General features: G+C 64.9%; 24 protein-coding genes and 3 tRNA genes. 13 read left to right on the top strand and 14 right to left on the bottom strand.

What is annotated here, in order from left to right; genetic code table 11:
• Positions 1–12 precede the first annotated feature (12 nt).
• The 5 genes from PSELUDRAFT_RS19625 to fliW all read right to left on the bottom strand — a co-directional run bounded on the left by PSELUDRAFT_RS19625 (position 13) and on the right by fliW (position 2,536).
• The gene (locus PSELUDRAFT_RS19625; RefSeq protein ID WP_164497435.1) at positions 13–180 is read right to left on the bottom strand and encodes a hypothetical protein; all 168 of its coding nucleotides are present in this window, start codon (positions 178–180) and stop codon (positions 13–15) included.
• Between the two features lie 231 nt (positions 181–411).
• Positions 412–843 (bottom strand): BLUF domain-containing protein, encoded by a 432-nt coding sequence (locus tag PSELUDRAFT_RS17235; protein WP_088968000.1) that lies wholly within the window; start codon positions 841–843, stop codon positions 412–414.
• Positions 844–1,017: 174 nt separating this feature from the next.
• Positions 1,018–1,728 (bottom strand): GTP cyclohydrolase I, encoded by a 711-nt coding sequence (gene folE / locus PSELUDRAFT_RS17230; RefSeq protein ID WP_197693900.1) that lies wholly within the window; start codon positions 1,726–1,728, stop codon positions 1,018–1,020.
• Between the two features lie 159 nt (positions 1,729–1,887).
• Complete coding sequence (locus PSELUDRAFT_RS19960) at positions 1,888–2,016, bottom strand: hypothetical protein (RefSeq protein WP_255374059.1); 129 nt, start codon at positions 2,014–2,016, stop codon at positions 1,888–1,890.
• Positions 2,017–2,089: 73 nt separating this feature from the next.
• A complete protein-coding gene (fliW, locus tag PSELUDRAFT_RS17225; RefSeq protein WP_088967998.1) occupies positions 2,090–2,536 on the bottom strand; it encodes a flagellar assembly protein FliW in 447 nt (148 codons plus the stop codon).
• 122 nt (positions 2,537–2,658) lie between these two features.
• On the opposite strand from fliW, the gene PSELUDRAFT_RS17220 reads away from it, so the two are divergent.
• From PSELUDRAFT_RS17220 to PSELUDRAFT_RS17195, 6 genes are all read left to right on the top strand, one after another.
• A complete protein-coding gene (locus PSELUDRAFT_RS17220) occupies positions 2,659–3,504 on the top strand; it encodes a ferritin-like domain-containing protein (RefSeq protein WP_088967997.1) in 846 nt (281 codons plus the stop codon).
• Positions 3,488–3,700, top strand: coding sequence for a hypothetical protein (locus PSELUDRAFT_RS17215; protein ID WP_088967996.1), 213 nt, complete (start codon positions 3,488–3,490; stop codon positions 3,698–3,700). The genes PSELUDRAFT_RS17220 and PSELUDRAFT_RS17215 overlap by 17 nt, the downstream gene beginning before the upstream one ends.
• 164 nt (positions 3,701–3,864) lie before the next feature.
• Positions 3,865–4,284, top strand: coding sequence for a hypothetical protein (locus PSELUDRAFT_RS17210; RefSeq protein WP_088967995.1), 420 nt, complete (start codon positions 3,865–3,867; stop codon positions 4,282–4,284).
• Positions 4,285–4,306: 22 nt separating this feature from the next.
• On the top strand, positions 4,307–5,656 hold the full coding sequence (gene yegQ, locus PSELUDRAFT_RS17205) for a tRNA 5-hydroxyuridine modification protein YegQ (protein ID WP_088967994.1): 1,350 nt from the start codon (positions 4,307–4,309) through the stop codon (positions 5,654–5,656).
• 121 nt (positions 5,657–5,777) lie between these two features.
• Positions 5,778–7,496: an arginine--tRNA ligase gene (gene argS, locus PSELUDRAFT_RS17200; RefSeq protein WP_088967993.1), complete on the top strand. Its 1,719-nt coding sequence runs from the start codon at positions 5,778–5,780 to the stop codon at positions 7,494–7,496.
• Between the two features lie 291 nt (positions 7,497–7,787).
• Complete coding sequence (locus PSELUDRAFT_RS17195) at positions 7,788–9,212, top strand: EAL and HDOD domain-containing protein (RefSeq protein WP_088967992.1); 1,425 nt, start codon at positions 7,788–7,790, stop codon at positions 9,210–9,212.
• Positions 9,213–9,368: 156 nt separating this feature from the next.
• Here the strand turns inward: PSELUDRAFT_RS17195 and PSELUDRAFT_RS17190 are convergent, their stop codons facing one another.
• Both PSELUDRAFT_RS17190 and PSELUDRAFT_RS17185 read right to left on the bottom strand, forming a co-directional pair.
• Complete coding sequence (locus PSELUDRAFT_RS17190; RefSeq protein ID WP_088967991.1) at positions 9,369–10,568, bottom strand: ammonium transporter; 1,200 nt, start codon at positions 10,566–10,568, stop codon at positions 9,369–9,371.
• 168 nt (positions 10,569–10,736) lie between these two features.
• Complete coding sequence (locus tag PSELUDRAFT_RS17185; RefSeq protein WP_231895251.1) at positions 10,737–11,234, bottom strand: winged helix-turn-helix transcriptional regulator; 498 nt, start codon at positions 11,232–11,234, stop codon at positions 10,737–10,739.
• Between the two features lie 51 nt (positions 11,235–11,285).
• Here PSELUDRAFT_RS17185 and PSELUDRAFT_RS17180 point away from each other — a divergent pair, with 51 nt between their 5' ends.
• From PSELUDRAFT_RS17180 to PSELUDRAFT_RS17155, 6 genes are all read left to right on the top strand, one after another.
• Complete coding sequence (locus PSELUDRAFT_RS17180; RefSeq protein WP_369800069.1) at positions 11,286–12,710, top strand: D-amino acid dehydrogenase; 1,425 nt, start codon at positions 11,286–11,288, stop codon at positions 12,708–12,710.
• Positions 12,711–12,880: 170 nt separating this feature from the next.
• Positions 12,881–13,948, top strand: coding sequence for an alanine racemase (gene alr / locus PSELUDRAFT_RS17175; protein WP_088967989.1), 1,068 nt, complete (start codon positions 12,881–12,883; stop codon positions 13,946–13,948).
• 142 nt (positions 13,949–14,090) lie between these two features.
• Positions 14,091–15,281 (top strand): diguanylate cyclase, encoded by a 1,191-nt coding sequence (locus PSELUDRAFT_RS17170; protein WP_088967988.1) that lies wholly within the window; start codon positions 14,091–14,093, stop codon positions 15,279–15,281.
• A gap of 202 nt (positions 15,282–15,483) precedes the next feature.
• Positions 15,484–16,191: a GAF domain-containing protein gene (locus PSELUDRAFT_RS17165; protein ID WP_088967987.1), complete on the top strand. Its 708-nt coding sequence runs from the start codon at positions 15,484–15,486 to the stop codon at positions 16,189–16,191.
• A gap of 89 nt (positions 16,192–16,280) precedes the next feature.
• Positions 16,281–16,886 carry a GTP cyclohydrolase II gene (ribA, locus tag PSELUDRAFT_RS17160; protein ID WP_088967986.1) on the top strand — a complete coding sequence of 202 codons (606 nt, stop codon included), beginning with the start codon at positions 16,281–16,283 and terminating at the stop codon, positions 16,884–16,886.
• A gap of 37 nt (positions 16,887–16,923) precedes the next feature.
• On the top strand, positions 16,924–17,451 hold the full coding sequence (locus PSELUDRAFT_RS17155) for a hypothetical protein (RefSeq protein WP_088967985.1): 528 nt from the start codon (positions 16,924–16,926) through the stop codon (positions 17,449–17,451).
• A 233-nt stretch (positions 17,452–17,684) separates the two neighbouring features.
• Here PSELUDRAFT_RS17155 and PSELUDRAFT_RS17150 read toward each other — a convergent pair.
• From PSELUDRAFT_RS17150 to PSELUDRAFT_RS17120, 7 genes are all read right to left on the bottom strand, one after another.
• A tRNA-Ala gene (locus PSELUDRAFT_RS17150) sits at positions 17,685–17,760 on the bottom strand.
• 4 nt (positions 17,761–17,764) lie between these two features.
• Positions 17,765–17,840: transfer RNA gene (locus PSELUDRAFT_RS17145), tRNA-Glu, on the bottom strand.
• A 2-nt stretch (positions 17,841–17,842) separates the two neighbouring features.
• Positions 17,843–17,918 (bottom strand) — tRNA-Ala (locus PSELUDRAFT_RS17140).
• 150 nt (positions 17,919–18,068) lie between these two features.
• Positions 18,069–19,025: an AraC family transcriptional regulator gene (locus PSELUDRAFT_RS17135; protein ID WP_088967984.1), complete on the bottom strand. Its 957-nt coding sequence runs from the start codon at positions 19,023–19,025 to the stop codon at positions 18,069–18,071.
• Between the two features lie 118 nt (positions 19,026–19,143).
• On the bottom strand, positions 19,144–21,228 hold the full coding sequence (locus tag PSELUDRAFT_RS17130; protein ID WP_088967983.1) for a hydantoinase/oxoprolinase family protein: 2,085 nt from the start codon (positions 21,226–21,228) through the stop codon (positions 19,144–19,146).
• Positions 21,225–23,009 (bottom strand): hydantoinase B/oxoprolinase family protein, encoded by a 1,785-nt coding sequence (locus tag PSELUDRAFT_RS17125; RefSeq protein WP_088967982.1) that lies wholly within the window; start codon positions 23,007–23,009, stop codon positions 21,225–21,227. Before PSELUDRAFT_RS17125 ends, PSELUDRAFT_RS17130 begins: the two co-directional genes overlap by 4 nt.
• A gap of 206 nt (positions 23,010–23,215) precedes the next feature.
• Positions 23,216–24,556, bottom strand: coding sequence for a cytosine permease (locus PSELUDRAFT_RS17120; protein WP_179947559.1), 1,341 nt, complete (start codon positions 24,554–24,556; stop codon positions 23,216–23,218).
• A 230-nt stretch (positions 24,557–24,786) separates the two neighbouring features.
• Between PSELUDRAFT_RS17120 and PSELUDRAFT_RS17115 the strand changes: the two genes are divergently transcribed.
• A complete protein-coding gene (locus PSELUDRAFT_RS17115) occupies positions 24,787–25,590 on the top strand; it encodes an ABC transporter substrate-binding protein (RefSeq protein ID WP_088967981.1) in 804 nt (267 codons plus the stop codon).
• The last annotated feature ends 13 nt before the right edge of the window (positions 25,591–25,603 follow it).

Genomic DNA, 25,603 nt, shown 5'->3' with positions numbered 1-25,603 from the left:
CCTTTGTCGGTGTCATTCGCGTGCGTCACGCTCCATTCGTCGCCGTTCTATCTCGCGCCGGGCATTGGCGTTGCGCACGTCCTTGGGCGTGGTGCGCGGCATCGGCTTGCCGGCCAGTTCATTGCTGCGCACTTCGGCGCGGACCTGCAGATATTCGGGGTTGGGGTTAAAGCGACGCATGAGGCTTCTCCGTTCAACGACCAGAAGTTGTGGCAGGGCACATTCAACGCCATGCACATTGCTACTGTATTACAGCCGTTTGATCCGTGACACCTCGCCCATGATGCGCTTGCCATTTTCTGCCACAGTTGTGGCGGCAAAGCCGCAAACTACAAGATGCTGGGGTATGAAAACACGGCGGCCCGACAGTTTGTGGCTGTCGGGCCGCGTGCATGGGCATCTCGTCGTGTGCTAGTGGCTGCTGCGGCCAACGATGGAGGCGGTGGCGATCAGCTCCTCCAGCAGCGCCAGCGCACTGCTGCCGCCCATGCTGAACGGGTCCAGCTGCGGCTTTTCCGAGTAGCGCAGCAGCAGGCCGGGGTTGACCTTGGCCAGGTTGACCTGGCCCATGGTCCAGCCGGCAAAGCGGCGTTCGGTAATCTCCTCGAAACTCAGCAGCTCCACGTTCTGGTGCCGGGTGTCGGCGGCAATGTGGTTGTACAGCGCCGAGACTTCGCTGCGGCCGCCTTCCAGCACCTGCACGAAGATGTCGCCGCTGTAGCACAGCACGCCGGTGATGCCATGCGCGGGGTTGTACTGTTGCGACTGGTTGAGGATGGCCTCCAGCAGCTCCTGGCCGCGAGGTTGGGTACTGCGGCTGGCATAGAGTAGACGAACGAGCATGGTGTTTCTCCGGCTTGTGGCACCTCGAAAAATTCCCGCTTTCGTTGCGATGCGGCATCGCTCACGAAAATCCCTTCTTAGCTATCAACATATATGCGGCGTCGGGATTTTTCGTGCGTGACTTGTCTCGCCCGGCTTGTTTCAGCCTGGAAACCGTAATTTTTCGCAGCCTCCTTACTTTTTCGGCAGCAGGGACAGGAACTCGCGGCGCAGGTCCGGGTTGGTCAGGAATACGCCGCGCATCACACTGTTCACCATCTGCGAGTTGCTGTCCTTGACGCCGCGCCAGTGCATGCAGAAATGATCGGCCTCCATCACGATGGCGAGGCCATCCGGGCTCATCTTTTCCTGCAGCGTATTGGCCAGCTGGATCACCGCTTCTTCCTGGATCTGCGGCCGGTTCATGACCCACTCGGCGATGCGTGCGTACTTGGACAGGCCGATCAGGTTGGAGTGTTCGTTGGGCATCACGCCGATCCACAGCCGGCCGATGATGGGGCACAGGTGGTGCGAGCAGGCGCTGCGCACGGTGATGGGGCCGACGATCATCAGCTCGTTCAGGCGCTCGGCATTGGGGAACTCGGTTACCGCCGGCTGTGCTACGTAGCGGCCGCGGAACACTTCGTTCAGGTACATCTTGGCTACGCGGCGCGCAGTGTCCTGGGTGTTGTGATCGCTGTCGGTGTCGATCACCAGGCTTTGCAGCACCTCGCGCATCTTGCCCTCGACCTCGTCCAGCAGCTCGTCCAGTTCGCCCGGCTCGATGAAGTCGGCAATATTGTCGTTGGCGTGAAAACGGCGTTGTGCGCCTTTCAGTCGCTCGCGGATGCGGGTGGATACCGGCACCCGGTAGTCGGGTTGCTGTTTGGAACTCTGTTGGCTCACGCGATGAATCTCCTGGGCCGGCCGGGTGGGCTGGCCTCGGGTTTGTAGTAATCAAGCGTCTGGAAGATAGCCGCGAAGAGGGGGAATGGCAACTGTTCGGCAGGTAGGGTCTTGCCGCCCGGGGCGGGCGGCAGGGCAGGGTTGGCCGCAGGCGGGGGCTCAGTCCACCTGGAGCTGCGTCATCAGCGCCGCCGGGCGCTGGCTGGAGGCGGCGGTCTGCCCGGTGCTGTGCCGGCCGTGATCCGGCAGGCTGCGGATGCCCTCGGTGGTCTGGCTTGCCGCCTGCACCTTTTCGGCGTAAACGAAACAGCGCCCGCGTAGGCGGGCGCTGTTTGGGCAGGCGCAGCAGGCTGATCCGGCCTTAATCGACGCGGTTATGGAACACGATATCGCAGTCGAGGTTGCCTTTTTGCAGGCCGCGCTGATTGGCGAAATTGATGATCAGCGGGTTGCGCACATTGGCGCGCAGGTGCGACAGCAGTGGCTGCTTGCGATCTTCCTCGTCTTCGCGATAGATGATCAGCAGCACGCCCACGTCTTCCGGGCGGGCAAGCTGCAGTGCGGCCACTTCGGCGTCATTCAGCTGCACTTCGTAGCGGATGCGCAGATTGCCCGGGTCGGTCACGCTGAACAGCACGTCCGGGTCGTCCAGCGACTGTAGCCAGTGCACGCGCGGGCTTTCGCAGCCGGCGTCGTGAAACAGCTTGAAGCGCTTGCAGTGCTCGAATGCCGGCAAGCCTTCGGCAAAGGTGATGATGCTGTGTTCGTCTACATCCACCTCGCCCAGCAGGCTGGTATTGAACAGCATGATGTTCTCCTCGGGTCCATGGTGCCTGAATTATGCCTCACGCTTGGCTGCAGGCAACTGACATTTCGCAAGCATTGCCGGGCGCTGGGCCACGGCGCGGCAGCACAGTACAATGCCGGCCCATGAAGCCAGACGTTTCACTGTACCCCGCCATCGAACAGCTGTTGCTGGCGGCGGATATCGATGACAAGCCGGCGGCGGTGCAGGCGCTGTACGCGCGCTGGCAATCGCTGCCGCGCGATGCCGCGGCGCCGCTGTACCCGGTGCCGGCGCCCGGCCGCCCGTTGCGGCCAACCCTGGTGGCGCCTGCCGAGGTGTCGCGTCGTGGCGTCGGCACGCGCGAAGGCCACGCCGCGCTGATCCACGCCATCGCCCATATCGAGTTCAACGCCATCAACCTGGCGCTGGATGCCGCCTGGCGCTTTCGCGACATGCCGCACGCCTACGTGGACGACTGGCTGCGCATCGCCGCCGAGGAGGCCGGGCACTTCCAGCTGCTGCGCCAGCGCCTGCAGGTGCTGGGCTACGACTACGGCGACTTCCCTGCCCACAACTCGCTGTGGGAAATGGCGCAAAAGACCGATCACGATGTGCTGGTGCGCATGGCGCTGGTGCCGCGGGTAATGGAAGCGCGCGGGCTGGATGCCACGCCACCGATCCAGCACAAGCTGCGCAGCATGGGCGACGTGGACACCGTGGCGGTGCTGGACATCGTGCTGCGCGACGAGATCGGTCATGTGCGGGTGGGCAATTACTGGTTCACCATGCTGTGCGATGCGCGCGGCCTGGACCCGCTGGACACCTTCCGCCAGCTGCTGCGCGACTACCACGTGGGCGAGCTGCGCGGTGCCTATAACCTGGAGGCGCGGCTGGATGCCGGTTTCAGCGCCTTCGAACTGACCATGTTGCAGGACTTCGCGGTGTGCCGCGAAGCCCGGGAGAAGCAAGCCGATGCAAGCACTGTTTGAAAAAATGAAGGCCAACCGCCGCCTGGCCATTGCCGTGATCGTGGCCGGCACCCTGTTGTTCATGCTGGCCAGCGCCAGCCGGCAGGGCGCCGGCGGCTCCGCGCTGGTGGAGCTGTTCTCCAGCCTGTGCATGGTGGTGGGCGTGGTCATGCAGTTCCTGGGGCTGGCCGCGTTGCTGAAAGGCCCGCGGCGCTGAAGGGGATTTATGGTAGAAAAAACAGCGGTTTAATGTCGCATTGCCGACTGCGGCCAACCTTGACGCTCCACCGGGCGGCGAGCATAATCGCACCGCAACAAAATCTTGATAAAAGGCTCCCTACCGGGGCCTTTTATGTTTTGCGTCTTGTACCCGGAGACATCATGGAGCATCAGGCATTCCTGCGCGAGCTGGAGAGTCACGCGCTGCCTGCCGAACAGTTCGACCACCAGGCCCACCTGCGGGCGGCCTGGGCCTATCGCCGCAGCTACACCGCCCGCGAGGCGGCGGCGCGCTGCGCGCGAGCGCTGTCGCGCTTTGCCATGGCCAAGGGCGCGCCACACAAGTATCACCACACGCTGACGCTGGCCTTCATCACCATCATCTACAGCCGGCTGGAACAAGCGCCGGCGCAGGTGGCGGACTGGCCTGCCTTCCTGGCCGCCAACCACGACCTGCTGCACGATGCGCAGGCGCTGATCGGCCACTATTATTCCGAACAGAAACTGCAGGACGACAACGCCCGCCGCCGCTTTGTCGAGCCCGACCTGGCGCCGCTGCCGCTGTCCTGCCTCACCCACTGAATACGCGAAAGACCACCCACCGATGAAAGCCCCGGAACTTCTGCTGCCTGCCGGCTCGCTGGACAAGATGCGCGCCGCCTACGACTTTGGCGCCGATGCCGTCTACGCCGGCCAGCCGCGCTACAGCCTGCGTGCGCGCAACAACGAATTCAAGCTGGAAGAGCTGCGTACCGGCATCGAGGAAGCGCACGCGCGCGGCAAGCAGTTCTTCGTGGCCAGTAACCTGCTGCCGCACAACAGCAAGATCAAGACCTACCTCGCCGACATGGAGCCGGTGATCGCCATGAAGCCGGACGCGCTGATCATGGCCGACCCCGGCCTGATCATGATGGTGCGCGAGAAATGGCCGGAGGTACCGATTCACCTGTCGGTGCAGGCCAACACCACCAACTACATGGGGGTGAAGTTCTGGCAGAAGCTGGGCGTGAGCCGCATCATCCTGTCGCGCGAGCTGAGCCTGGACGAGATCGCCGAGATCCGCCAGGAATGCCCGGACATGGAGCTGGAAGTGTTCGTGCACGGCGCGCTGTGCATTGCCTACTCCGGCCGCTGCCTGCTGTCCGGCTACTTCAACCACCGCGACCCCAACCAGGGCACCTGTACCAACGCCTGCCGCTGGGACTACAAGGTGCACGACACCCAGGGTGACGATGCCGGCGACGTCAAGCCGCAGAAGATCGACTTCGACTTCGGCAAGGCACTGGAAGACGCCAACCAGGGCTTCTCCTCCTGCGGCAGCCAGCAGCGCCACCCGCTGGCCGACAAGGTGTACCTGATCGAAGAGGGCAACCGCCCGGGCGAACTGATGCCGATCATGGAAGACGAGCACGGCACCTACATCATGAACTCCAAGGACCTGCGTGCCGTGGAGCAGGTGGAAAAGCTGGTGAAGATCGGCGTGGATTCGCTGAAAGTGGAAGGCCGTACCAAAAGCCTGTACTACGTGGCGCGTACCGCCCAGGTATACCGCAAGGCCATCGACGACGCCGTGGCCGGCCGTCCGTTCGACCTCGGCCTGCTGGCCGAGCTGGATGGCCTGGCCAACCGCGGCTACACCCCGGGTTTCCTGGAACGCCACCAGAGCCAGGACTACCAGAACTACCTCAGCGGCCACTCCAAGGCCAAGCAGAGCCAGTACGTGGGCGACGTGATGGAAGTGGACGCCGACGGCTGGGCGCTGATCGACGTGAAGAACCGCTTCGCGGTGGGCGACAAGCTGGAAATCATCCACCCCAGCGGCAACCGCATCGTGGAACTGGGCCAGATGACCCGCGACGGCGCCGCCATCGAGGTGGCTTCCGGCAACGGCTTCAAGGTACGGATTCCGGACATGGCCGGCATGGAAAAGGCGCTGCTGGCGCGCCTGCTGTAAAACAGCCGGCAGCTTGCGGCCAACATTCAAGGTTGGCCGCAAGCCTGCTTTGGCCGTAAAATTGCTGCATTGCATTTACACCGGACGCCATCGCGTCCGGTTTTGATTTCCAGAGGCCCGCATGACCATCCAGCAACTGATCAACGACCGCGTCGTCGCCGCCCTGGCCGCCGCCGGTGCGCCGGACGCCCCGGCCGTGGTGCAACCCGCTTCCAAGCCGGAATTCGGCGACTATCAGGCCAACGGCGTGATGGGCGCGGCCAAGGCTCTGAAAATGAACCCGCGCGTGCTGGCCGAGCAGGTGATCGCCAAGCTGGACCTGGCCGGCATCGCCAACAAGGTGGAAATCGCCGGCCCCGGCTTCATCAACATCCATCTTGACCCGGCCTTCCTTGCCACCCGCGTCGAGGCCGCACTGGCCGACGAGGCGCTGGGCATCGCCAAGGTGGCACCGCAGAAGGTGATGGTGGAGTACTCCTCGGTGAACCTGGCCAAGGAAATGCACATCGGCCACCTGCGCGGCGGCATCATCGGCGACGCGCTGGTACGGGTGAACAGCTTCATCGGCCACGACGTAGTGCGCCAGAACCACGTGGGCGACTGGGGTACCCAGTTCGGCATGCTGGTGGCCTACATGGTGGAGGCCCGCAAGAGCGGCGAGGCCGACCTGGAGCTGAAGGATCTGGACACCTTCTACAAGCACTCCAAGAAGCGCTTCGACGAAGACGCAGCCTTCGCCGACACCGCCCGCGATTACGTGGTGCGCCTGCAGTCCGGCGATGCCGAGGTGCTGGAACAGTGGCACCAGTTCGTTGCGCTGTCGCTCACCCACTGCAACGCCATCTACCAGAAGCTGGGCCTGCTGCTGGACGACGGCGACGTACGTGGCGAGAGCTTCTATAACGACGACCTGCCGGTGCTGGTGGCCGAGCTGCGTCAGCAGGGCCTGCTCACCGAGGACCAGGGCGCGCAGGTAGTGTTCCTCGACGAATTCAAGAACAAGGAAGGCGAGCCGGCGGCCTTCATCGTGCAGAAGCAGGGCGGCGGCTACCTGTACGCCACCACCGACCTGGGCGCCATCCGCTTCCGTATCGGCAAGCTGGGCCTGGATCGCTGCCTGTACGTGGTGGACTCGCGCCAGAGCCTGCACTTCCAGCAGCTGTTCACCACCGCGCGCAAGGCGGGCTGGCTGCCGGCGAGCGCCGACTTCCAGCACATCGGCCACGGCACCATCATGGGCCCGGACGGCAAGCCGCTGAAAACCCGCTCCGGCGAGAACATCAAGCTGGTGGAACTGCTGGACGAGGCTATCGAGCGCGCCTTCCAGCTGGTGAGCAGCAAGAATGCCGAGCTGCCGGAGGCGGAGCGCCGCCAGATCGCCGCTGCCGTGGGCATCGGCGCGCTGAAGTACGCCGACCTCAGCAAGAGCCGCAACACCGACTACATCTTCGACTGGGATTCCATGCTCAGCTTCGAAGGCAACACCGCCCCCTACCTGCAGTACGCCTACACCCGCGTGCAGAGCGTGTTCCGCAAGGCCGAGGACTTTGATCCTGCCGCCAAGGTGGTCATCGAAGAGCCGGCGGAGAAGCAGCTGGCGGTGGCGCTGGCGCAGTTCGAGGACGTGCTGTTCGCGGTAGCCGACAGCAGCCAGCCGCACCACCTGTGCAGCTACCTGTACAACGTGGCCACGCTGTTCTCGCGCTTCTACGAAGCCTGCCCGATCCTGAAGAGCGAAGGCGCCGTACGCGCCAGCCGCCTGCAGCTGGCCGCTGCTACCGCCAAAACGCTGCAGACTGGCCTCGGCCTGCTGGGTATCGCGGTACTGGAAACCATGTAAGCCGCTAGCCGACGCTGCTGCTGCAATGCCGTTCACTGCTTGCCGGTGAACGGCATTTTCTTTGGCCTGCGGCCAACGTCGGGGTAGGGCGGAAGCCCCGCCGGGGCGTTCCGCCGCCTTGCGACCAGCCTTGATAGTTGGCCGCAAGGCTGGCGCAGTGCCGGTGCACAATTTATTGTTATTGGATGCATGCCGTGCTGCGCCGCTATTGGGCGTAGCCGGCGTGTGCGGCAGCGGCAAGCCTGGCTTGCCCGCCGCATCCACCCATCAAGCTTCTGCAGAGAGCAAGCAATGCTGAAAAAACTGATTGGCGGCCTGTTGGGCAGGGACAAAGCGGCCAGCCCGGTGGCCGAGCCGCAAGTGGCCGTGGCCGCGCCTGCAGCCGCCGCTGCCATGGCTGCGCCAGCCGTCGACGACAGCGCCGCGCCGCTGGACCAGGTGCAGTCGCTGGGCTTTGTTGCCCACCAGCCGCTGCAGGATCGCAACCAGCGCGTGGTGGCCTACGAGTTCGTGGTCAAGGGCAGCCTGGGGCGGGCCAACAGCCCGGCGCACCAGCGCACCTTCGACCAGCTGCTGCTCACCACGCTGCGCAATATGAACGTGTTCCGCCTGCTGGCCTACCGCCGCGCCTTCATCCACCTGTCGCTGGCTTCGCTGGACGACTTGCCGGCGCAGAACCTGCCGCTGGCCAGCTGCATCTTCGTGCTGGAAGCCCTGCCGGGGGATGTGCTGGATGCGGCGCTGCTGGCACGGCTGGATGCGCTGCGCCAGGCCGGCTGGCGTTTTGCCGCCGAACCGGCGCGCTACGGCAGCGAGCCGGCGGCGCTGGACTTCTACCAGCGGCTGGATTACCTGGTGCTGGACTTCGCCGCGCCCAACACGCGCGCGCTGTTCCCGCTGCTGGAGCAACTGCCGCAGCGGCTGCAGCACGTGCGCTGGCTCGCCCGCAACATCAACTCCGCGGAAGAGCTGGACCTGTGCCTGCATTCGCCGGCCAGCCAGCGCTTTGCGCTGTTTCACGGCTCCTACCTGAGCGTGGCACAGCCCAGGGCGACAGGGCGCAAGGAAGCGCCGAACCAGGGCCGCATCCTGGAAGTGATGCGCCTGCTGCGCGCCGAAGCGCCGATTGCTGCCATCGAGGCGCAGTTCAAGCTGGATTCGCTGCTGCTGTTCAAGCTGATGCGCTACGTGAATGCGCCGGTGAACGGCCTCAGCCGCAAGATCCAGACCATCGAGGAAAGCATCCTGCTGCTGGGGCGCGACAACCTGTTCAAGTGGCTGTCGCTGATGCTGTTCACCTCGGATGGCGACACCGGCGCCGCACTGACGCTGATGGAAAAATCGCTGATTCGCGGCCGCTTCATGGAAGAGCTGGGCCTGCTGCACGGCAACCGCCTGGAAGCTGAACACCTGTTTCTGACCGGCACGTTCTCCATGCTGGGCGCGCTGCTGGGCACCTCGCTGGCCGAGGCGCTGGCGCCGCTGGGGCTGCCGGTGACGATTGCCGATGCGCTGTTGCACGGCCGCGGCCTGTTCGCCGGCCAGCTGCAGCTGGCGCAAGCCTGCGAGAAGGACGACAGCGACGCCATCGCCAGCCTTGGCGCAGCGCAGCGGGTGAGCCTGGAGCAGGTGACCCGCCTGTACATGGATGCCGTGGTGTGGGCGCAGGAAGTGCTCAAGGACAGCGACGTGCAGAACAATGTGGATGCGGTGTAGCGCGGCGCGCTATGTACTGCCAAAAACACGGCCCGCTATGGGCCGTGTTTTTTTGTGCCAGGGCTTGCGGCCAACGTTGGCTGCATGCAAAAACCGCCACCTCCGGTCTGGAGTGTGGCGGTTTTGCGTTGAGGTCGTGGCGTGCCGGCAGTGCTGTTACCAGTTGCTCTCCCGCTCCGGGGTGGCGGTGATCTGATGGATGGACAGGTCGGCACCGTTGAATTCCTCCTCGTCGCTCAGGCGGATGCCCACGCTGTGCTTGAGCAGGCCGTACACCAGGTAGCCGCCGCCAAAGCCCACGGCGATGCCGCCCAGGGTGCCGGCAAGCTGCGAGAAGAGGCTCACGCCACCGGCGCCGCCCAGCAAGTGCTGGCCGAAGATGCCGGCGGCCACGCCGCCCCAGGCGCCGCACAGGCCGTGCAGCGGCCATACGCCCAGCACGTCGTCGATCTTCCAGCGGTTCTGCGTCAGGGTGAACAGCCACACGAACATGGCGCCGGCCACGCCGCCCACTACCAGCGCACCCACCGGATGCATGATGTCGGAGCCGGCGCATACCGCCACCAGGCCGGCCAGCGGGCCGTTGTGGATGAAGCCCGGGTCGTTCTTGCCCAGCCACATCGCGGTCAGCGTGCCGCCCACCATGGCCATCAGCGAGTTGATGGCCACCAGGCCGGAGATGCCGGCGATCTTCTGCGCGCTCATCACGTTGAAGCCGAACCAGCCCACGATCAGGATCCACGCGCCCAGCGCCAGGAAGGGGATGGAAGAGGGCGGATGTGCGGCAATGCGGCCTTCCTTGCTGTAGCGGCCACGGCGCGCGCCCAGGTGCAGCACGGCGGCGAGACCGATCCAGCCGCCCACCGCATGCACCACCACCGAGCCGGCAAAGTCGTGGAACGGGGCGCCAAGGTTGGCCGCAAGCCAGCCCTGCACGCCGTAGTGGCCGTTCCAGGCAATGCCTTCGAAGAACGGGTACACCAGGCCCACCAGCAGGAAGGTGGCGGCGGATTGCGGGTGGAATTTGGCGCGCTCGGCAATGCCGCCGGAGACGATGGCGGGAATGGCAGCGGCGAAGGTGAGCAGGAAGAAGAATTTCACCAGCTCGTAACCGCTGTGCTGGCTGATGTGGTTCACGTCGCCCAGGAAATTCACGCCGTAGGCCACGCTGTAGCCTACGAAGAAGTAGGCGATGGCGGAAACGGCAAAGTCGGTGAGGATTTTCACCAGCGCATTGACCTGGTTCTTCTTGCGCACCGTGCCCAGTTCCAGAAAGGCAAAGCCGGCGTGCATGGCCAGGATCATTACCGCGCCAAGCAGCAGAAACAGCACGTCATTCGGAGAAATGGCGGTCATCAGGGCGTCCCGTTGTTATGCATGATATTGGGGCGTCTATGAGCAATTTCGGTGCCAGCTCACCAAAATGGCGCCTGCCTGCGGTTTATGCCGGATGAGGTGCCATTTTGGTGCCTGTAGTGTGTTAAAGCGGTGCGTAATCAGGCGCTTGCGCCGCTTTGGTGCGCGCTAGTTGCCCAGCGGCAGGATGGCGGTTTCCTTCACTTCCTCCATTACCACGTAGCTGCGCGACTCGTTGGCCTGCGGCAGCTTGAGCAGGATGTCGCCCAGCACCTGGCGATACATCGACATGTCCGGCAGCCGCACCTTGAGCAGGTAGTCGTACTCGCCGGAGACCAGGTGGCATTCCAGCACGTCCGGCAGCTTCTGCACCTCGCGGCGGAAGGCGTCGAAGATGTCGCCGGATTTGGCGGACAGCTTGATCTCCACGAATACCAGCAGGCTGGCGCCCAGTGCCTGCGGGTTGAGGCGCGCATGGTAGCCCTCGATCACGCCGTCGCGTTCCAGCCGGCGCACCCGTTCGGTGCACGGTGTGGTGGACAGGCCCACCTTGTCGGCCAGCTCGGTCATCGATATGCGGGCATTGGCCTGCAGGTGCTGCAGGATCTTCAGGTCGGTGCGGTCAAGCTGGCGCTGGCTTGTGCCAATTGTGCGTTGCGATTTCACTATGAATACCGATTTTCAGAAGAAATTTCACTACATGTATAGTGAAACTAAGTGAAAAAAACTGCGTTTCTCTCAATATACTACGCAAAATCACTGAACGTCGTCCAGGCGGCAAAATACACAGCAAGCAAGCGGGGTTTCCCGCGGGGAAAGGTTACGGAGAAGCGCATGAAAGTCATCGTATTGGGTGGTGGTGTCGTTGGTATTTCCACCGCATGGTATCTGGCCAAGGCTGGTGTGGATGTGACCGTGATCGAACGTCAGCCGGGCCCGGCGCTGGAAACCAGCTTCGGTAACGCCGGCCAGATTTCCCCGGGCTACGCTGCACCGTGGGCGGCGCCGGGCATCCCGATGAAAGCGCTGAAGTGGCTGTTCCAGAAGCACGCCCCGCTGGCTATCCGCGTGGACGGCAGCACCTACCAGTGGGAGTGGATGGCGCGCATGTTCGCCAACTGCAACTACGAGGCTTACAACGTCAACAAGGGCCGCATGATGCGCCTGGCGGAGTACAGCCGCGACAAGATCCGCGAACTGAAGGCCGAAACCGGCATCAACTTCGAAGGCCGCAGCGGCGGCACTCTGCAGCTGTTCCGCAGCCAGCAGCAGGTGGACGCCATGGGCAAGGACATCGAAGTGCTGAAAGAGTGCGGCGTGGAATACCAGGTGCTGGACGCCGACGGCTGTGCCCGCATCGAGCCGGCGCTGGCCAAGACCAAGCACAAGCTCAAGGGCGGCCTGCGCCTGCCCAACGACGATACCGGTGACTGCCAGCTGTTCACCACCCTGCTGGCCGAGATGTGCGAGCAGCAGGGCGTGAAGTTCCTGTGGGGCAAGAGCATCGACGGCATCAACACCTATGGCGACAAGGTGACCGGCGTGCGCGTGGATGGCGAAGTGCTGACCGCCGACCACTACGTAGTGGCCACCGGCAGCTACTCGCGCGACATGGTGAAGGCGCTGGGCATCGACATCCCGGTTTACCCGGTGAAGGGCTACTCGCTGACCGTGCCCATCACCAATGCCAAGGGCGCGCCGGTATCCACCGTGCTGGACGAAACCTACAAGATCGCCATCACCCGCTTTGACAACCGTATCCGCGTGGGCGGCATGGCCGAGCTGGCCGGTTTCGACCTGAGCCTGAACCCGAAGCGCCGCGCCACCCTGGAAATGGTGGTTACCGATCTGTACCCGGACGGCGGCGATGTGTCCCGCGCCGAGTTCTGGACCGGCCTGCGCCCGATGACGCCGGACGGCACCCCGATCATCGGCGGCACCCGTTTTGGCAACCTGTCGCTGAACACCGGCCACGGCACGCTGGGCTGGACCATGTGTGCCGGTTCCGGCAAAGTGCTGGCCGACCAGATTGTTGGCGCCAAGCCGGAAATCAGCGTGGATGGCCTGTCCATGCAGCGTTACGCCAAGTCCGGCCAGACCCTGGTGGTACCGATGCAGACCCCGGTACTGGCCAAGGCCTGATCACTGCCCGAGCGCCCGTTCCCGGTTCTGCGAACCGTGAACGGGTGTGAATTCCTGCCCCGCAGTACGGTCACAAGTTCATTGCTGCCAGCGCACCGGCAGCCTTGGTGGCCCGCCGCGCGCGGCGGGATTTTTCTTGTCCGTCACCATCAGATTCCAAGAAGCCCGATATGCGTCCCCTGATTGCCCACGTTCGTCTGGATCATTTCCGTCATAACTATCTGCTGGCCCGCCAGCGCCACGGCGGCCGCGCGCTGGCCGTGGTGAAGGCCAATGCCTACGGCCACGGCGCGGTGCGCTGCGCCCAGGCGGTGGCTGACGTGGCCGACGGCTTTGCCGTGGCCTGCCTGGAAGAAGCGCTGCAGCTGCGCGCCGGCGGCATCACCGGCCCGATCCTGCTGCTGGAAGGCGTGTTCGAGCAGGCCGAACTGGCCGAGGTGCAGGCGCACGACCTGTGGCTGGTGGTGCAAAGCCGCGAGCAGATGGAAATGCTGTTGGCCGCACCGGCCGACAAGCCGTATCGCGTGTGGCTGAAGATGGATTCCGGCATGCACCGCGCCGGCTTCTTCCCGGCCGACTACGCCGCCGCCCACCAGCGCCTGCTGGCCAGCGGCAAGGTGGATGCCATCGTGAAGATGACTCACTTCGCCCGCGCCGATGAGCCGGGCTGCGACGCCACCGCGGCGCAGATCGCCACCTTCGATGCCGCCACCGCCGGCCTGGAGGGCGACGTGAGTGTGGCCAACTCCGCCGGCATCATGATCCACGAGCGCGCGCACCGCGACTGGGGCCGCCCGGGCATCATGCTGTACGGCTCCTCGCCGCTGCCGGACGGCCACCCGTCCGCCGCCGGGCTCAAGCCGGTGATGCGGCTTTCCACCCGTATCTTCGGCGTGCGCGAGCTGGGTGTGGGCGAGCCGGTAGGCTATGGCGCCAGCTTCGTCACCGTGCGGCCAACCCGTGTCGGCCTGATGGCCTGCGGCTATGCCGACGGCTACCCGCGGCTGGCATCCACCGGCAGCCCGGTGCTGATCGACGGTGTGAAGAGCCAGGTGATCGGCCGTGTGTCCATGGACATGATGACCGTTGATCTGACCGACCTGCCGCAGGCCGGCGTGGGCAGCGAAGTGGAGCTGTGGGGTGACAGCATCAGCGTGAACGACGTGGCCGCCAAGGCCGGGACCATCAGCTACGAACTGCTGTGCAATGTAAAACGCGCGCATTTTGTGTACGCTTGACGCAACATTTTCGTCATCAAAACGGCATCACCTGCGGTGGTGCCGTTTTTGTTTGTGCTGTATTGCGGTGATGTTGATCTGAGGCAAACCCTTGGGCGGGCAACAGTGTCGATAATTTCGGCCACTTAATGAGGAATGGCCGATGAGCAGTTTGTCCAGCCAGTTGTGGCACAAGTTGGTAGGGCTGTTGCCTGGCGAGATCAATGACAGCGAGGCGGGCTGGTTGCTGACACCGCAGGGGCACATGCCGCTGATGAGTGGCCGCCGTGCGCGCATCATCGTCAATCGCGTGCGGCTGGTGGCCTGCCTGTTCGGCATCCTCACCCCGCTGTGGATCGTGGTCGATCTGGCCACCTTGCCCTGGGGGCTGAGCCTGAAGCTGGCATTGCTGCGCCTGCTGGCGTCGGCGGCCTTCTTCCTGCTCTACCGCCACTACCGCGCCAGTGCGACGCTGGTGCAGGCCTGGGGTGGCATGGCATGCCTGTTCGCCATTCCGTCGCTGTTCTACGTGGTATCGCACCTGCTGCTGCTGAACTATCACCTGGAAGGGGTCTCGGCTGCCATCGGTACCGGCTACGCCTTCCTGCCCTTCGTGCTGCTGGCGGGGCTGGCGATCTTTCCGCTGTCGCTGAGCGAGTGCATGGGCTTTGCCTTGCCGGCACTGTCGGCGCACCTGCTGGGCGGCATGCTGGAGTGGATGACGGTGGACTGGCCGTCGTTCTGGGGCAGCTTCTGGCTGCAGGTGCTGATTGCCGGCGTGGCGGCGCTGGCCTGCATCAGCCAGCTGGCGTTCATGATCGCGCTGGTGCAGCAGGCGGTGCGCGATCCGCTTACCGGCGCCTTCTCGCGCCGCAGCGGTGAAGAGGTGCTGGACCTGCAGGCCACGCTGGCGCTGCGCTGCCAGAGCCCGCTGTGCGTGGCCTTCATCGATATCGATCATTTCAAGGCCATCAACGACAAGTTCGGTCACCACGTTGGCGACCAGGCGCTGAAAGGTCTGGCCGAGCGGGTGGGGGGCGAGCTGCGCAAGGGCGATGTGCTGGTGCGCTGGGGGGGCGAGGAGTTTCTGCTGCTGTTCCCCAATACCACTACCGCCCAGGCGATGCAGGCGCTGGCACGGCTGCGCCGCAGCGGCCTTGGCATGCGGCCGGATGGCGAGCCGATCACCGCCAGCATCGGCATTGCCGAATGGTTCGAGGATGGCAGCTATGACTGGCGGCAACTGCTCAAGCTGGCCGACATGCGCATGTACCAGGCCAAGCAGAATGGCCGCAACCGCCTGGTGGGGCGTGACGTGGAGCATCGCGACTGGCTGCAGCGGGTCGCTGCCTGACGGCGCACCGCCTGCGCGGGCTGCCTTTTCCTCTCTATCCGGCGCCTTCTGGCGCCGGAGCGCTTTTGGCACTATCTGCCGCGGCCGGCCTGGCCAGCGGCGCTTCCCTTGTTTTTCCGCCGTATGCGGGCATATGGCTGGAGTCCGGCAGGCAAAACGGGCGATAATACCCGACTAAATTACTTTGCCGGAGTCACCCCCTATGTCTCGTGCCGCAAGCTACCTGCAACAAGCTCAGCTGGACCTTTCCGCTGCCAGTCTGCAACAGGCCGTTGCCGTACTGGAAGCCTCGCTGGCACAGCCGCCGGCGGCGCGCAGCGAGGACGAGCTGTTCAGCTACCGGGTGCCCAAGCTGGGCGAGGGTGGCAGCTGTTCGCTGGTGGACGAGCTGGAAGAGGCGCCGTACGAGTTGTCGCCCTGGCTGGGTGGCCGCACGGCCGATGCCAGCGCCAGGCTGCGGCAGCTGGATGCGCTGGTGCAGGCCGCGCTGCGGCTGGTGCCGGCCGACTGGCTGGGCGTGTATTGCCGTTTCGAGCGCGATGGCGCGGCTCGGCTGGTGAAGCTGGCTTATCGCGGCCTGCCGAGCCGGGCGGAGTTTCCGCTCGACGAGGCGTTTGCGCAGTTCAGTAACAATAGCCGCGTAGGCTTGAGCGGCAAGGGTGCGGTGATCGCCGACGTGGGCGCCTGGCAGCAGGCCGGTGGCGCCTACTATGAGTGCGACCCCAGGGTGCAGAGCGAAGTATGCCTGCCGGTGCTGGCGGCGGATGGCCGCGTGCTGGGCATTCTGGATGCCGAAGACGCCAGGGCCGGATTTTTTGATGAATACAAGCAGACGGTACTGGCCGCGCTGGCATTGGCGCTGGTGCAACCCTTTGCCGAGCTTGCGGCCAACCCTGTTGAAAATTTCTGATAAAACCTGCAAATCTTTGCGCTTTGTAGGTGCGGCAGCGCTGGCTACCATGCAGTAGCTGTCATTGATATGGATAAGCGGAGTAGATTTTGAGTCAAACCGAAAAGGCACCGCGCGTTGCGCTGGTTGCCAGCTGCCGGTTGCCGACCCCGTTCGGCGTGTTCGACATGCATGGCTTTGAGGAAGAGGGTGGTCGCGAGCATGTGGCGCTGACCCTGGGCGAGCTGCAGGGCGATGCGCCGCTGGCGCGCATCCATTCCGAATGCCTTACCGGCGATGCGCTGTTTTCGCTGCGCTGCGACTGCGGCTTCCAGCTGGAGGCGGCGCTGGAGGCGATTGCCCGCGAAGGGCGTGGCGTATTGCTGTACCTGCGCCAGGAAGGGCGCGGTATCGGTCTGCTGAACAAGATTCGCGCCTACAAACTGCAGGATGGCGGCGCCGATACGGTGGAAGCCAACGAGCAGCTGGGCTTTCCGGCCGATATGCGCGACTTCCGCATTGCGCGCGAAATGCTGGCGCTGCTGAACGTGCCGGCGGTGCGCATCATGACAAACAACCCGCGCAAGGTGGCCACGCTGCAGCAGGCCGGCATCAATGTGCTGGAGCGCGTGCCGCTGCAGGTTGGCCGCAACGAGTACAACGATCATTACCTGAATACCAAGCAGGCCAAGCTGGGGCATCTGTTCGGCTTCTGAGCTGTTTGCTGTGCCGGCCTGCGTACAGGAGCAAGGCATGAACCCCGTCAACCCGGTGGGCGGGTCCGAGTCCATCAACCCGAAGCTGCCCCATCCGCCCTTGCCGCGACAGCCGGCGGCGCCTGCCGCCGCTGCCGAGGCAACTGCCGAATTCCATGCCACCCTTCTGGCGCAGCATGCGCTGCAGCTGGACCCGGATGGCGGCCAGGGCCAGCAGGCGGCCACGCCGGAGCAACTGGCGGCCGCGCTGGCGCAGCTGCTTGGCCTGCTGCAGGAACGTATCGATGATCTGAAGGAGCGGGTGCTGCTGGCTGGCGGCAAACCGGCGCACGGCCTGTTTGCCGAGCTGGAGCAGGTGGCGGAAGTGCTGGCGCGGCTGGTGAACCTGTGGCCGCGGCTGGCGCAGAACCTGCCGCAGCAGCTGCAACAGGCGCAGCTCAGGTTGCGGCCGCTGTTCGTCAGCTGTCACTTCCTGCTGCGCGCCTTGCAGCACAGTGCGGAGCCGGGCAACTGGCGACAGCTGGCGGACAGCCTGGCAACCAGTGAGCAGCAGCTGCTGGCTTGAATTGTTGTAGATGGCTTGGTGTAGGGTGGGCAAAGCGTAGCCTGCCCATCGCTGATGCCTGGATGGTGGGCACGGCCTGTAACCTTTGCCCGCCATGTGGTGCTTGACGCGGTGAACGTTGGGCTTCGCTGCGCCGGGCCGCAAGCTGTGGATGGGTAGGGGCGCGGCCCTGCAATATTTTCGGCGGCAGAAATGGAAAAAACCGACCACAAGGGTCGGTTTTTTCTTTAATCTGGTGGAGGTAAACGGGATCGAACCGATGACCTCTTGCATGCCATGCAAGCGCTCTCCCAGCTGAGCTATACCCCCAGATTGGCGTCCCCACGGGGAGTCGAACCCCGGTTATCGCCGTGAAAGGGCGGTGTCCTAGGCCTCTAGACGATGGGGACTGTGGTGGAGGTAAACGGGATCGAACCGATGACCTCTTGCATGCCATGCAAGCGCTCTCCCAGCTGAGCTATACCCCCACAGGTTCTTCGTTTTGCATCGCTGCATCGCGAAGAGGTGCGCACTTTAACGTGCGAGATAATTGTCGTCAAGCGTTTCTTTGCAATCTTTTTACGATTTTTCTGCAATTTTCAAAGTGCATCCGCCAAGTGACTGATTTTTAAAATGATTCAATGCTGCAGTCGCAATTGCTGCCCGCGTTCCTCGCTGGGGGTATGGCCGTAACGCTGCTTGAAAACCCGGCAGAAGTGCGACTGGTCGGTAAATCCCCACTGGTAGGCGATTTGCGCCAGGCTCAGTCGCGGTTGGCGCACCAGCGCCTGGCGTGCGCCTTCCAGCCGCTGTTCGCGCAGCCACTGGCTGAAAGTCTGGCCGGTGTCGCGGAACAGGTCGTGCAGGTAGCGGGTGGAGATGCGGCAGGCCTGGGCGATCTGCTCCGGGCTCAGCGCGGTGTCGGCCAGGTTGCGGCGCACATGCTGTTCGATGCGCTGCAGGTGGGCGGCGCGCACGCCAGAGCCCTGCGAATCCAGCACCGCCGGGCTGTTTTCGGTGCAGGCCACGAACAGCTCCAGCAGCTGCTGGCCGATCAGCGGGTGCAGCACTTCCTGGCCCTGTTCCAGCTGGCTGCCCACCGCGTTGACGTAGCTGCTGAACAGCGCGCCGATGCCGCTGCCGCCGTCGAAGGTCAGCGCGCAGAAGCGCTCCGGGTGACGCAGGCGGTGGCGCAGCAGCGCGCCGGGTATCTTCAGCACCCACAGATTGTTGTCGCGGCTGTGGCTGAACTCGTACGGGTCCAGGCTGCGCTCCAGCAGGAAGTGGCCGGGCGGGCACAGCGCGTCGCGCCCCATCTGGCTGAAGCGGATGTCGCTCTGGCGCGGCAGCGACACCAAAAACTGCTCGTCGCGGCTGTCGGCGCTTTCGCCGCTGGTGCGGCGGTAGCGCAGCGGGCTGGAGCTGAGTCGAGACAGCGACAGCTCGCCCAGGCTCCAGCGGGTGAGGCAGGCTTCAAAGTTGGCCGCATCGCGAAAATCCAGCTGCAGGTCGAAGTAGGTGCTGCGGATCACATCCTGCCAGCTGCGCATGCGCTCGACGGGCCCGGCGCCGGCCGTGCTGTAGTGCTGTTTCATGTGTCTCTCCTCTTGGTGCGCGTTGTGGATCGCTCCGCCCGCCGTCTTTGCAACGGGTTCTGCAACGCGGCAGCCGGCACGGGGCCGGCTGCGGTCTTGCTGCTCAACTTATCATCGGCTATTCCTGCCAGCGTGTCAGGCGATAGCTGCCGGAGGCGTGCAGTTCCGCCTGCCAGCCGGGGCGAATCACCACAGTGGTGGTGGGCTCCTCGATGGCGGCGGGGCCGACGATGCGGCTGCCGGCCAGCAGCTTGTCGCCGCGGTACACCGGGGTTTCCACCCAGCGGCCGCTGTCGTCGAACAACATCGGGCGGAAGCCGTCGTGCGCCTCGCGGATGCTGTCGGCGTCGTGCGCCAGATCGGGCAGCGCCGGCTTGTCCACCAGGCCGGTGAGGGTGCATTCCAGGTTCACCAGCTCCACAGGGTTGTGCGGCTCGCTGTAGGTGAACAGTGCCTCGTGGCGGGCATGGAAGGCGGCGAGGATGGCGTCCACGCTGGCGGCGCCAAGTTCGCCGGCGGCGATGTCCACCGTGCATTCGTGGATCTGCCCCATGTAGCGCATCTCCACGCTGCGGTGCACGCGGATGTCGGCGGCGTCAAAGCCGTCGTCCAGCAACAGCTGGCGGCCGCGCTGCTCCATGTCGGCGAACAGCCGGTTCAGCTCGGCCAGGTCCGCTTCGCGGTGCAGGCGCATCGGCGCGCTGGCCAGGAAGTTGTATTTCACGTCGGAGATCACCTGGCCGAAGGCGCACAGGCAGGAGGCCGACTTGGGCACCAGCACGGTTTCCACGCCCAGCTCCTCGGCCAGCGCGGTGATGTGCATGCCGGTGGCGCCGCCGGCGCAGATCAGCGCGAAGTCGCGCGGGTCGTAGCCCTGTTCGATGGAGATGCGGCGGATGCCGTTGGCCATATTCATGTTCACCAGGGTGTTGATGCCGAAGGCGGCCTTTTCCACGCTGATATCCAGCGGCGTGGCAACGTTGGCCGCAATCGCCTGCCGCGCCTTGTGCTGGTCGAGGCGGATGCTGCCGCCCAGTACCGCGCCGGGGCGCAGATAGCCCAGCGCCAGGTTGCCGTCGGTAACGGTGGCCTGCTCGCCGCCCTTGCCGTAGCAGGCCGGGCCTGGGGTGGCGCCGGCGCTGTGCGGGCCCACTTCCAGCATGCCGAAGGGGTTGATGTGGGCGATGGAGCCGCCGCCGGCGCCCAGGGTTTCCACGTGGATCATCGGCACGCCGATGCGGTGGCGCAGGAAGTCGAAATTGCGGTTCAGCTGTGTCTGGCCGCCCCTGGCCAGGGTAATGTCGAACGATGTGCCGCCCATGTCCACGGTGATCACGTTGTCGATGCCGAAGGGGCGGGCGATGTACAGCCCGGCCTGCGGCGCCGAGGCCGGGCCGGAGTTGATGGCGTTCACCGCGCGCTCGCGCATCACCGTACCCAGCGCCAGGCCGCCGTTGCTCTGGTAGTAGCGCACCGGGGCGCGGGCGCCGTGCTCGGCAAAGAACTGGTCGATGCGCTGCACGTAGCGACCCATCACCGGGCTGAGGTAGGCGTTCACCACCGTGGTGGAGGTGCGGGTGTACTCGCGCACCTGCGGGTAGACTTCGCTGCCACAGCATACGAACACGCCGGGCAGGTGCTGTTCCACCAGCTGGCGGGCACGCTGTTCGTGCGCCGGGTTGCGCACCGACCACACGAAGCTGATCGCCACGCTCTGCACCTGTTCGGCGCGGAATACCTCGATGGCGGCCAGGATGTCGTCCTCGTTCAGCGGCGCGTATTCGCTGCCGTCGGCCAGCAGGCGGCCACGCACCGCGCGGCGCAGTTGGCGCGGCACCAGCTGCGGTGCCGGCGGGTAGCTGGCGTCGTAGCGGTAGCCTTCCTCCTTGTGCCCCAGGCGGATTTCGATGCTGTCCTCGTGGCCGGCGCTGCACAGCAGGCCCACTTTTACGCCCTTGAGTTCGATCAGCGCGTTCAGCGCCACGGTGGTGCCGTTGATGCACAGGTCGCAGTTCTGCACGATCTGGCTGGCAGGCATATCCAGCGCCTCGGCCATCTGCTGCAGGCCGGCGGCAATGGCGCGGGTGCCGTCGTCCGGGGTGGACGGGCTTTTGAACAGGCGCAGCGGGCCGTCTTTTTCCGCCAGTACAAAGTCGGTAAAGGTGCCGCCGGCGTCTACGCCCAGTCGGAATCGCTGTTTCATGCCTGTACTCCCTGTTGGTTCATGCGCTGGCGGGCAGCGGCGGTGGCGGCGGCATCCACATGTTGTCCGCAGCTGTCGAAAATCACGCCGTATTCGGCGGCGGCGGCGTCGATGGACACCAGGCCGTTACGCACGTCGCGCAGCACTTCCTCGGCCGGGCGCTGCCACGGCAGGCCGTAGCCGCCGCCGCCGGGGTTGACGTTGCGGGCGCGCTCGCCCGGCTGGATGGTGGTGATCACGTTGTGGCGGTGCACGATGTGCTCGCCCGGCTTGTCGATTTCCAGCCGGCCCAGCTTGCGCTGCGGCAGCGCGTCCACCGCGCCGGCGGCGCCCATGGTGCCGATCTGGCGGCCTTCGCCGAAGGCGATGATGGTCATCTCGTGGCCGATGGGTTCCACCTCCCACACCGTGCCGCTGCCGCCGCGGTAGCGCCCGGCGCCGCCGCTGTCCTCCTGCAGGCCGTAGCGGTGGATGATGATGGGGTAGGCATACTCCAGGAGCTCGATGTCGCCGGAGCTGAGCGCGCCGAAGCAGCACAGCGGGCCGCAGGCATGCCAGCCGTCCATGTAGCGGGTGGCGCCGGCGCCGGAGATGATGGAGGCCAGCACCATGGTCACGTATTGCTCGCCGGTGGCCGGGTTGACGCCGGCGATGTTGATGCCGCTGGCGTGGCCCCAGGAGGCGGTGACGCGCTCCGGCGCGGCGGCCTCGAATGCCATGCGCACCGCGTCGGTAAGCGTTTCCATCGGCGTGGTGGTGCAGTTCACGTGCGGAGCCGGTTCCACCGCATTGCACAGCGTGCCGGCCGGCCCCAGATCGACGCTCACGCAGCGGTACAGGCCCTCGTTGTACGGCGGCGGCACCTGGGCAAACATCATCAGCCCCAGATAGATGCCGGACATGGAATTGCCGGCGTAGGAGTTGATGAAGTAGGGCACCTGCGGCGGGCTTTGCACGCTGATGTGCACGGTGTCGTCCTTCACCGTGGCGCTGGCGCGGATGGTGAGTGCGCCCAGGCCGTGGCCGGCGTCTTCCAGCACCGCCTCGCCGTGGTAGCAGCCGTCGGGAATCGAGCGGATCAGCGAGCGCATGTGGCGGTCGGCCATGTCTTTGAGTTCGGCAATGGCGGCGCGCACGGTGTCCACGCCGTATTTGTCCAGCAGCGCAATCAGGTTGCGCTCGCCCACGCGGCAGGCGCCGAACTGCGCGTTCAGGTCGCCTTCCTGGTCGCGGCGGGCGCGCATGTTCGACAGCAGCAGGTTCACCACGTCGTCGCGGCGGCGGCCCTGGTCCCACAGCTTCACCGGCGGAATGCGCAGGCCCTCGGCGTAGATTTCCCTGGCGGCCGGGTTGTAGCCGGCCGGCACCGGGCCGCCGATGTCGGTGAGGTGGCCCTTGCACACCGTCCAGAACACCAACTCGCCCTGGTAGAACACCGGCTTGTACATGCAGCAGTCCAGGATGTGGCTGCCCTGGTAGGCCGGGTCGTTGTGGTAGATCACATCGCCTTCGTGGATGTCGTCGCCAAAGTAGCCGGCCACGGCTTTCATCGCCGGAATCAGCGAACCCAGGTGAATGGGGATGTCCTGGCCCTGCAGGATCATCTCCGGCAGGTGGTCGAACAGTGCATTGCTGTAGTCGTGCGCCAGGTTGAACACGCTGGAGCGGCCGGTTTTTTCCAGCGTCAGCGTCATTTCCCGCTGCGTGGTTTCCAGCGCGCCGCGTATCACGGCCAGGGTGATCGGGTCGACCCGGCCGGCGTGGTGAGGGGCTTGCGTCATGGTGCGTCTCCGTTTGTCCGGCGGCCTGCAAGGTTGGCCGCAAGGGGCTGGTACCGATGTAATCACCGGCCTGTGTCTGTACCTTATGCCCTTGCCGCGCGCGGCTCTTGCACCACAGTGCAGGATGCTTGGTCTGTGGGTGCAGGCGGCGGGCGGACAAAAAAAATGCCCCGCGCAAGGCGGGGCGAACGAGGAGTGAGCCAACGTCACGGTGCCCGGTTGAACGCTGTTTCACCGGCAGGGGCACCACGCTGCAGGTAGCGGTACAGCAGCAATGACACCACGAAGGTAGCCGGTGCGGAGAAACCGGCCAGCGCACCGCCGACTTCCATCAGCGCAATGCCGACACCGCTGGCCACGAACCAGCTGCTGATGCCGGCGCGGCGGATGGCCGGCACGCTGTCATCCACGCTGGCGCCCAGCCCCAGCTGGATGTGCGCCAGCGCAATGCCTACCCAGGCCACCACGAAAATGCCCTGGTAGGCCAGCGCCTGCAGGATCACGCTGAACACATTGCCCAGCATCAGCAGGTAGACGATGCCGCCCACCACCACGCCCCAGGCCACCTTGGGCAGGCGCAGGCCGAAGGCGCGGTCGAAGAAGCTCTGCATGTTCACCGTGGCCAGGTAGAAGTTGGCGGTGTTGATGCGCGTCTGGCTCACCCACACGAAGGCCAGGCCGGCAAAGCCCATCAGCTTGAGCAGCGCCAGCACCACCGACACCTCGCTCACGCCGCCGCTGGTGGGAATGCTGCCGGCCAGGAAAATGCCGGCGGTGCCGTTGATCAGGAAGGTGAACAGGTAGAACGGCAGGCCGAAGTTCAGCCGGGCGTGGAAGTCGCTGTCTTCCGGCTTGCCGAAGCGGGCGTAGTCCCAGGTGTACATCATCAGGATCCACACCCCCATGAAGTAGCTGAAGCAGCTCCACCAGCCGCCTGCCGGGGCGCCGCCGGCCGGTGCCAGCTGCAGCCAGGCATGGCTGTAGCCGTACTGGCTGATGGTGAGGATCACCGCTGCGGCCAAGCCCAGCAGGTAGAAGGGCAGCAGCACGCCGTTTAGCTTGTCCAGCCAGCGCTGCACCGAGCCGAACACCAGCGGCACGCTGTACACCACCACCAGCAGGTAGGCGTGCTCGATGCTGAGCGAGGGGAAGTAGTTCTGGATCGCCACCGCGATCACCGAGCCTTCGAACACCGCGTAGTACATGGCGGTGGCAAAGAAGATCAGCGTGGCCAGCGCCGAGCCGGACTGGCCGAACAGCGTGCGCGAGAACAGCGCCACCGACAGCCCGCTCCTGATGGCATAACGGCTGATCACCGCGTTGATCATGCTGTAGCAGATGGCCGACAGCGCCAGGCCGATCAGCGTGTTCACCGTGCCGTAGTTCAGCGCCAGCGTCGCCGATACCACCAGCCAGAACATGGCGCTGCAGACCGACCACCAGGCCATGCTCAGGCCCAGTCGCCCCATGCGGGCTTCGGCCGGCACCGGCCCGCGGGTGAAGTCCGGGTCGCTGTGCGCCCCGCCGTCATTGATGATGTTTGCCACGATGTCTCTCCCTTATGGTTGTAAGCCTTCTGGCTGCAACCATCGTAGGAAGCGGCAGGGTGGGCAGATAGCACGCCAGCGCAGGGAATGTTGGCTGACACTGCAATCGCTGCCGGCTGGCTGGCATGCAATGCGGGTTGGGCGCGCCGGTTTGTTAATCTAGTATTTAAAGCGCAATCGGTCCTGCCTTGAAAATGGCGGCAGTTCTCTCACCAAGCAGCGGGGTTCTCATGCGCAAAGCGCTGGCAGTAGCAGCCCTGTTGAGCGGGCTGTCCGTACCCGCTGCCCACGGTGCCGATGAGGTGGCGGGCGTGCCCATCGTCATCGGCGCCGAGGACGATGCCGCCCCCTGGTCCTACAGCAACGGCAGCGGTTACGTGAACGATGTGGTGAAGCTGGCCTTTGTCAGCCAGGGCGCCAAGATCGAGCTGAAAACCATGCCGTATGCGCGCTGCAAGCAGCTGGTGACGATAGGCCGGCTCGCCGGCTGTTTCTCCATGAGCAAGACGGCGACGACCGAAAGCACTATCAGCTTTCCGCTGCGGCCGGTGATCGAGCCGCACTTCCTGCTGTATACCCGGCTGCGGGCGGAGCCGGTCAATTGCAGCGATATCTACTGGTCGGCCGGCCTGCGCCTGGCGCTGGTGCATGACTACGAGTACACCAGCGCCATCGAGGATGTGCGCGCCGATCCGCGTACCCAGGTCTTTGAAGTGAATTCCGAGGCGGTAGGGCTGCGGATGCTCACCCGGCAACGGGTGGATGCCATGGTGCTGGCGCTGGACCACATCAAGACCGAAAGCCTGCTGTTCAAGCTGGCCGGCATTCGCGCCGGGCAACTCAAACAGGTCTGCGATTTTGGCAGCATGCCCGGCTATGTCGGCTTTTCGCGGCGCAACCCGCAGGGCGAGCGGGCGTTGCGGCTGTTTGAAAAGGGCATGCAGCAGCTGCAGCAGAACGGTGCGCTGACGCAGCTGATGGCCAGCTGGCGGCGGCAAAGCATGTTGCGGCTCAAGGCCGCCGATTACGATTAACGGGTACCTCGAA

This window comes from Vogesella sp. LIG4 (assembly GCF_900090205.1).
Lineage (GTDB): Bacteria > Pseudomonadota > Gammaproteobacteria > Burkholderiales > Chromobacteriaceae > Vogesella.
Note: the sequence above shows the minus strand (reverse complement) of the source record. Positions and strands in the feature narration are given on the sequence as shown.

Bases quoted from the DNA above. Each gene is read 5' to 3' on its own strand.
- fliW (WP_088967998.1), bottom strand. From the start codon at position 2,536: ATGCTGTTCAATACCAGCCTGCTGGGCGAGGTGGATGTAGACGAACAC.
- PSELUDRAFT_RS17135 (WP_088967984.1), bottom strand. From the start codon at position 19,025: ATGAAACAGCACTACAGCACGGCCGGCGCCGGGCCCGTCGAGCGCATG.
- yegQ (WP_088967994.1), top strand. From the start codon at position 4,307: ATGAAAGCCCCGGAACTTCTGCTGCCTGCCGGCTCGCTGGACAAGATG.
- PSELUDRAFT_RS17190 (WP_088967991.1), bottom strand. From the start codon at position 10,568: ATGACCGCCATTTCTCCGAATGACGTGCTGTTTCTGCTGCTTGGCGCG.
- PSELUDRAFT_RS17130 (WP_088967983.1), bottom strand. From the start codon at position 21,228: ATGAAACAGCGATTCCGACTGGGCGTAGACGCCGGCGGCACCTTTACC.
- PSELUDRAFT_RS17220 (WP_088967997.1), top strand. From the start codon at position 2,659: ATGAAGCCAGACGTTTCACTGTACCCCGCCATCGAACAGCTGTTGCTG.
- PSELUDRAFT_RS17125 (WP_088967982.1), bottom strand. From the start codon at position 23,009: ATGACGCAAGCCCCTCACCACGCCGGCCGGGTCGACCCGATCACCCTG.
- PSELUDRAFT_RS17165 (WP_088967987.1), top strand. From the start codon at position 15,484: ATGTCTCGTGCCGCAAGCTACCTGCAACAAGCTCAGCTGGACCTTTCC.
- PSELUDRAFT_RS17155 (WP_088967985.1), top strand. From the start codon at position 16,924: ATGAACCCCGTCAACCCGGTGGGCGGGTCCGAGTCCATCAACCCGAAG.
- PSELUDRAFT_RS17215 (WP_088967996.1), top strand. From the start codon at position 3,488: ATGCAAGCACTGTTTGAAAAAATGAAGGCCAACCGCCGCCTGGCCATT.
- argS (WP_088967993.1), top strand. From the start codon at position 5,778: ATGACCATCCAGCAACTGATCAACGACCGCGTCGTCGCCGCCCTGGCC.
- PSELUDRAFT_RS17170 (WP_088967988.1), top strand. From the start codon at position 14,091: ATGAGCAGTTTGTCCAGCCAGTTGTGGCACAAGTTGGTAGGGCTGTTG.
- PSELUDRAFT_RS17210 (WP_088967995.1), top strand. From the start codon at position 3,865: ATGGAGCATCAGGCATTCCTGCGCGAGCTGGAGAGTCACGCGCTGCCT.
- PSELUDRAFT_RS19625 (WP_164497435.1), bottom strand. From the start codon at position 180: ATGCGTCGCTTTAACCCCAACCCCGAATATCTGCAGGTCCGCGCCGAA.
- PSELUDRAFT_RS17235 (WP_088968000.1), bottom strand. From the start codon at position 843: ATGCTCGTTCGTCTACTCTATGCCAGCCGCAGTACCCAACCTCGCGGC.
- PSELUDRAFT_RS17115 (WP_088967981.1), top strand. From the start codon at position 24,787: ATGCGCAAAGCGCTGGCAGTAGCAGCCCTGTTGAGCGGGCTGTCCGTA.
- PSELUDRAFT_RS17195 (WP_088967992.1), top strand. From the start codon at position 7,788: ATGCTGAAAAAACTGATTGGCGGCCTGTTGGGCAGGGACAAAGCGGCC.
- alr (WP_088967989.1), top strand. From the start codon at position 12,881: ATGCGTCCCCTGATTGCCCACGTTCGTCTGGATCATTTCCGTCATAAC.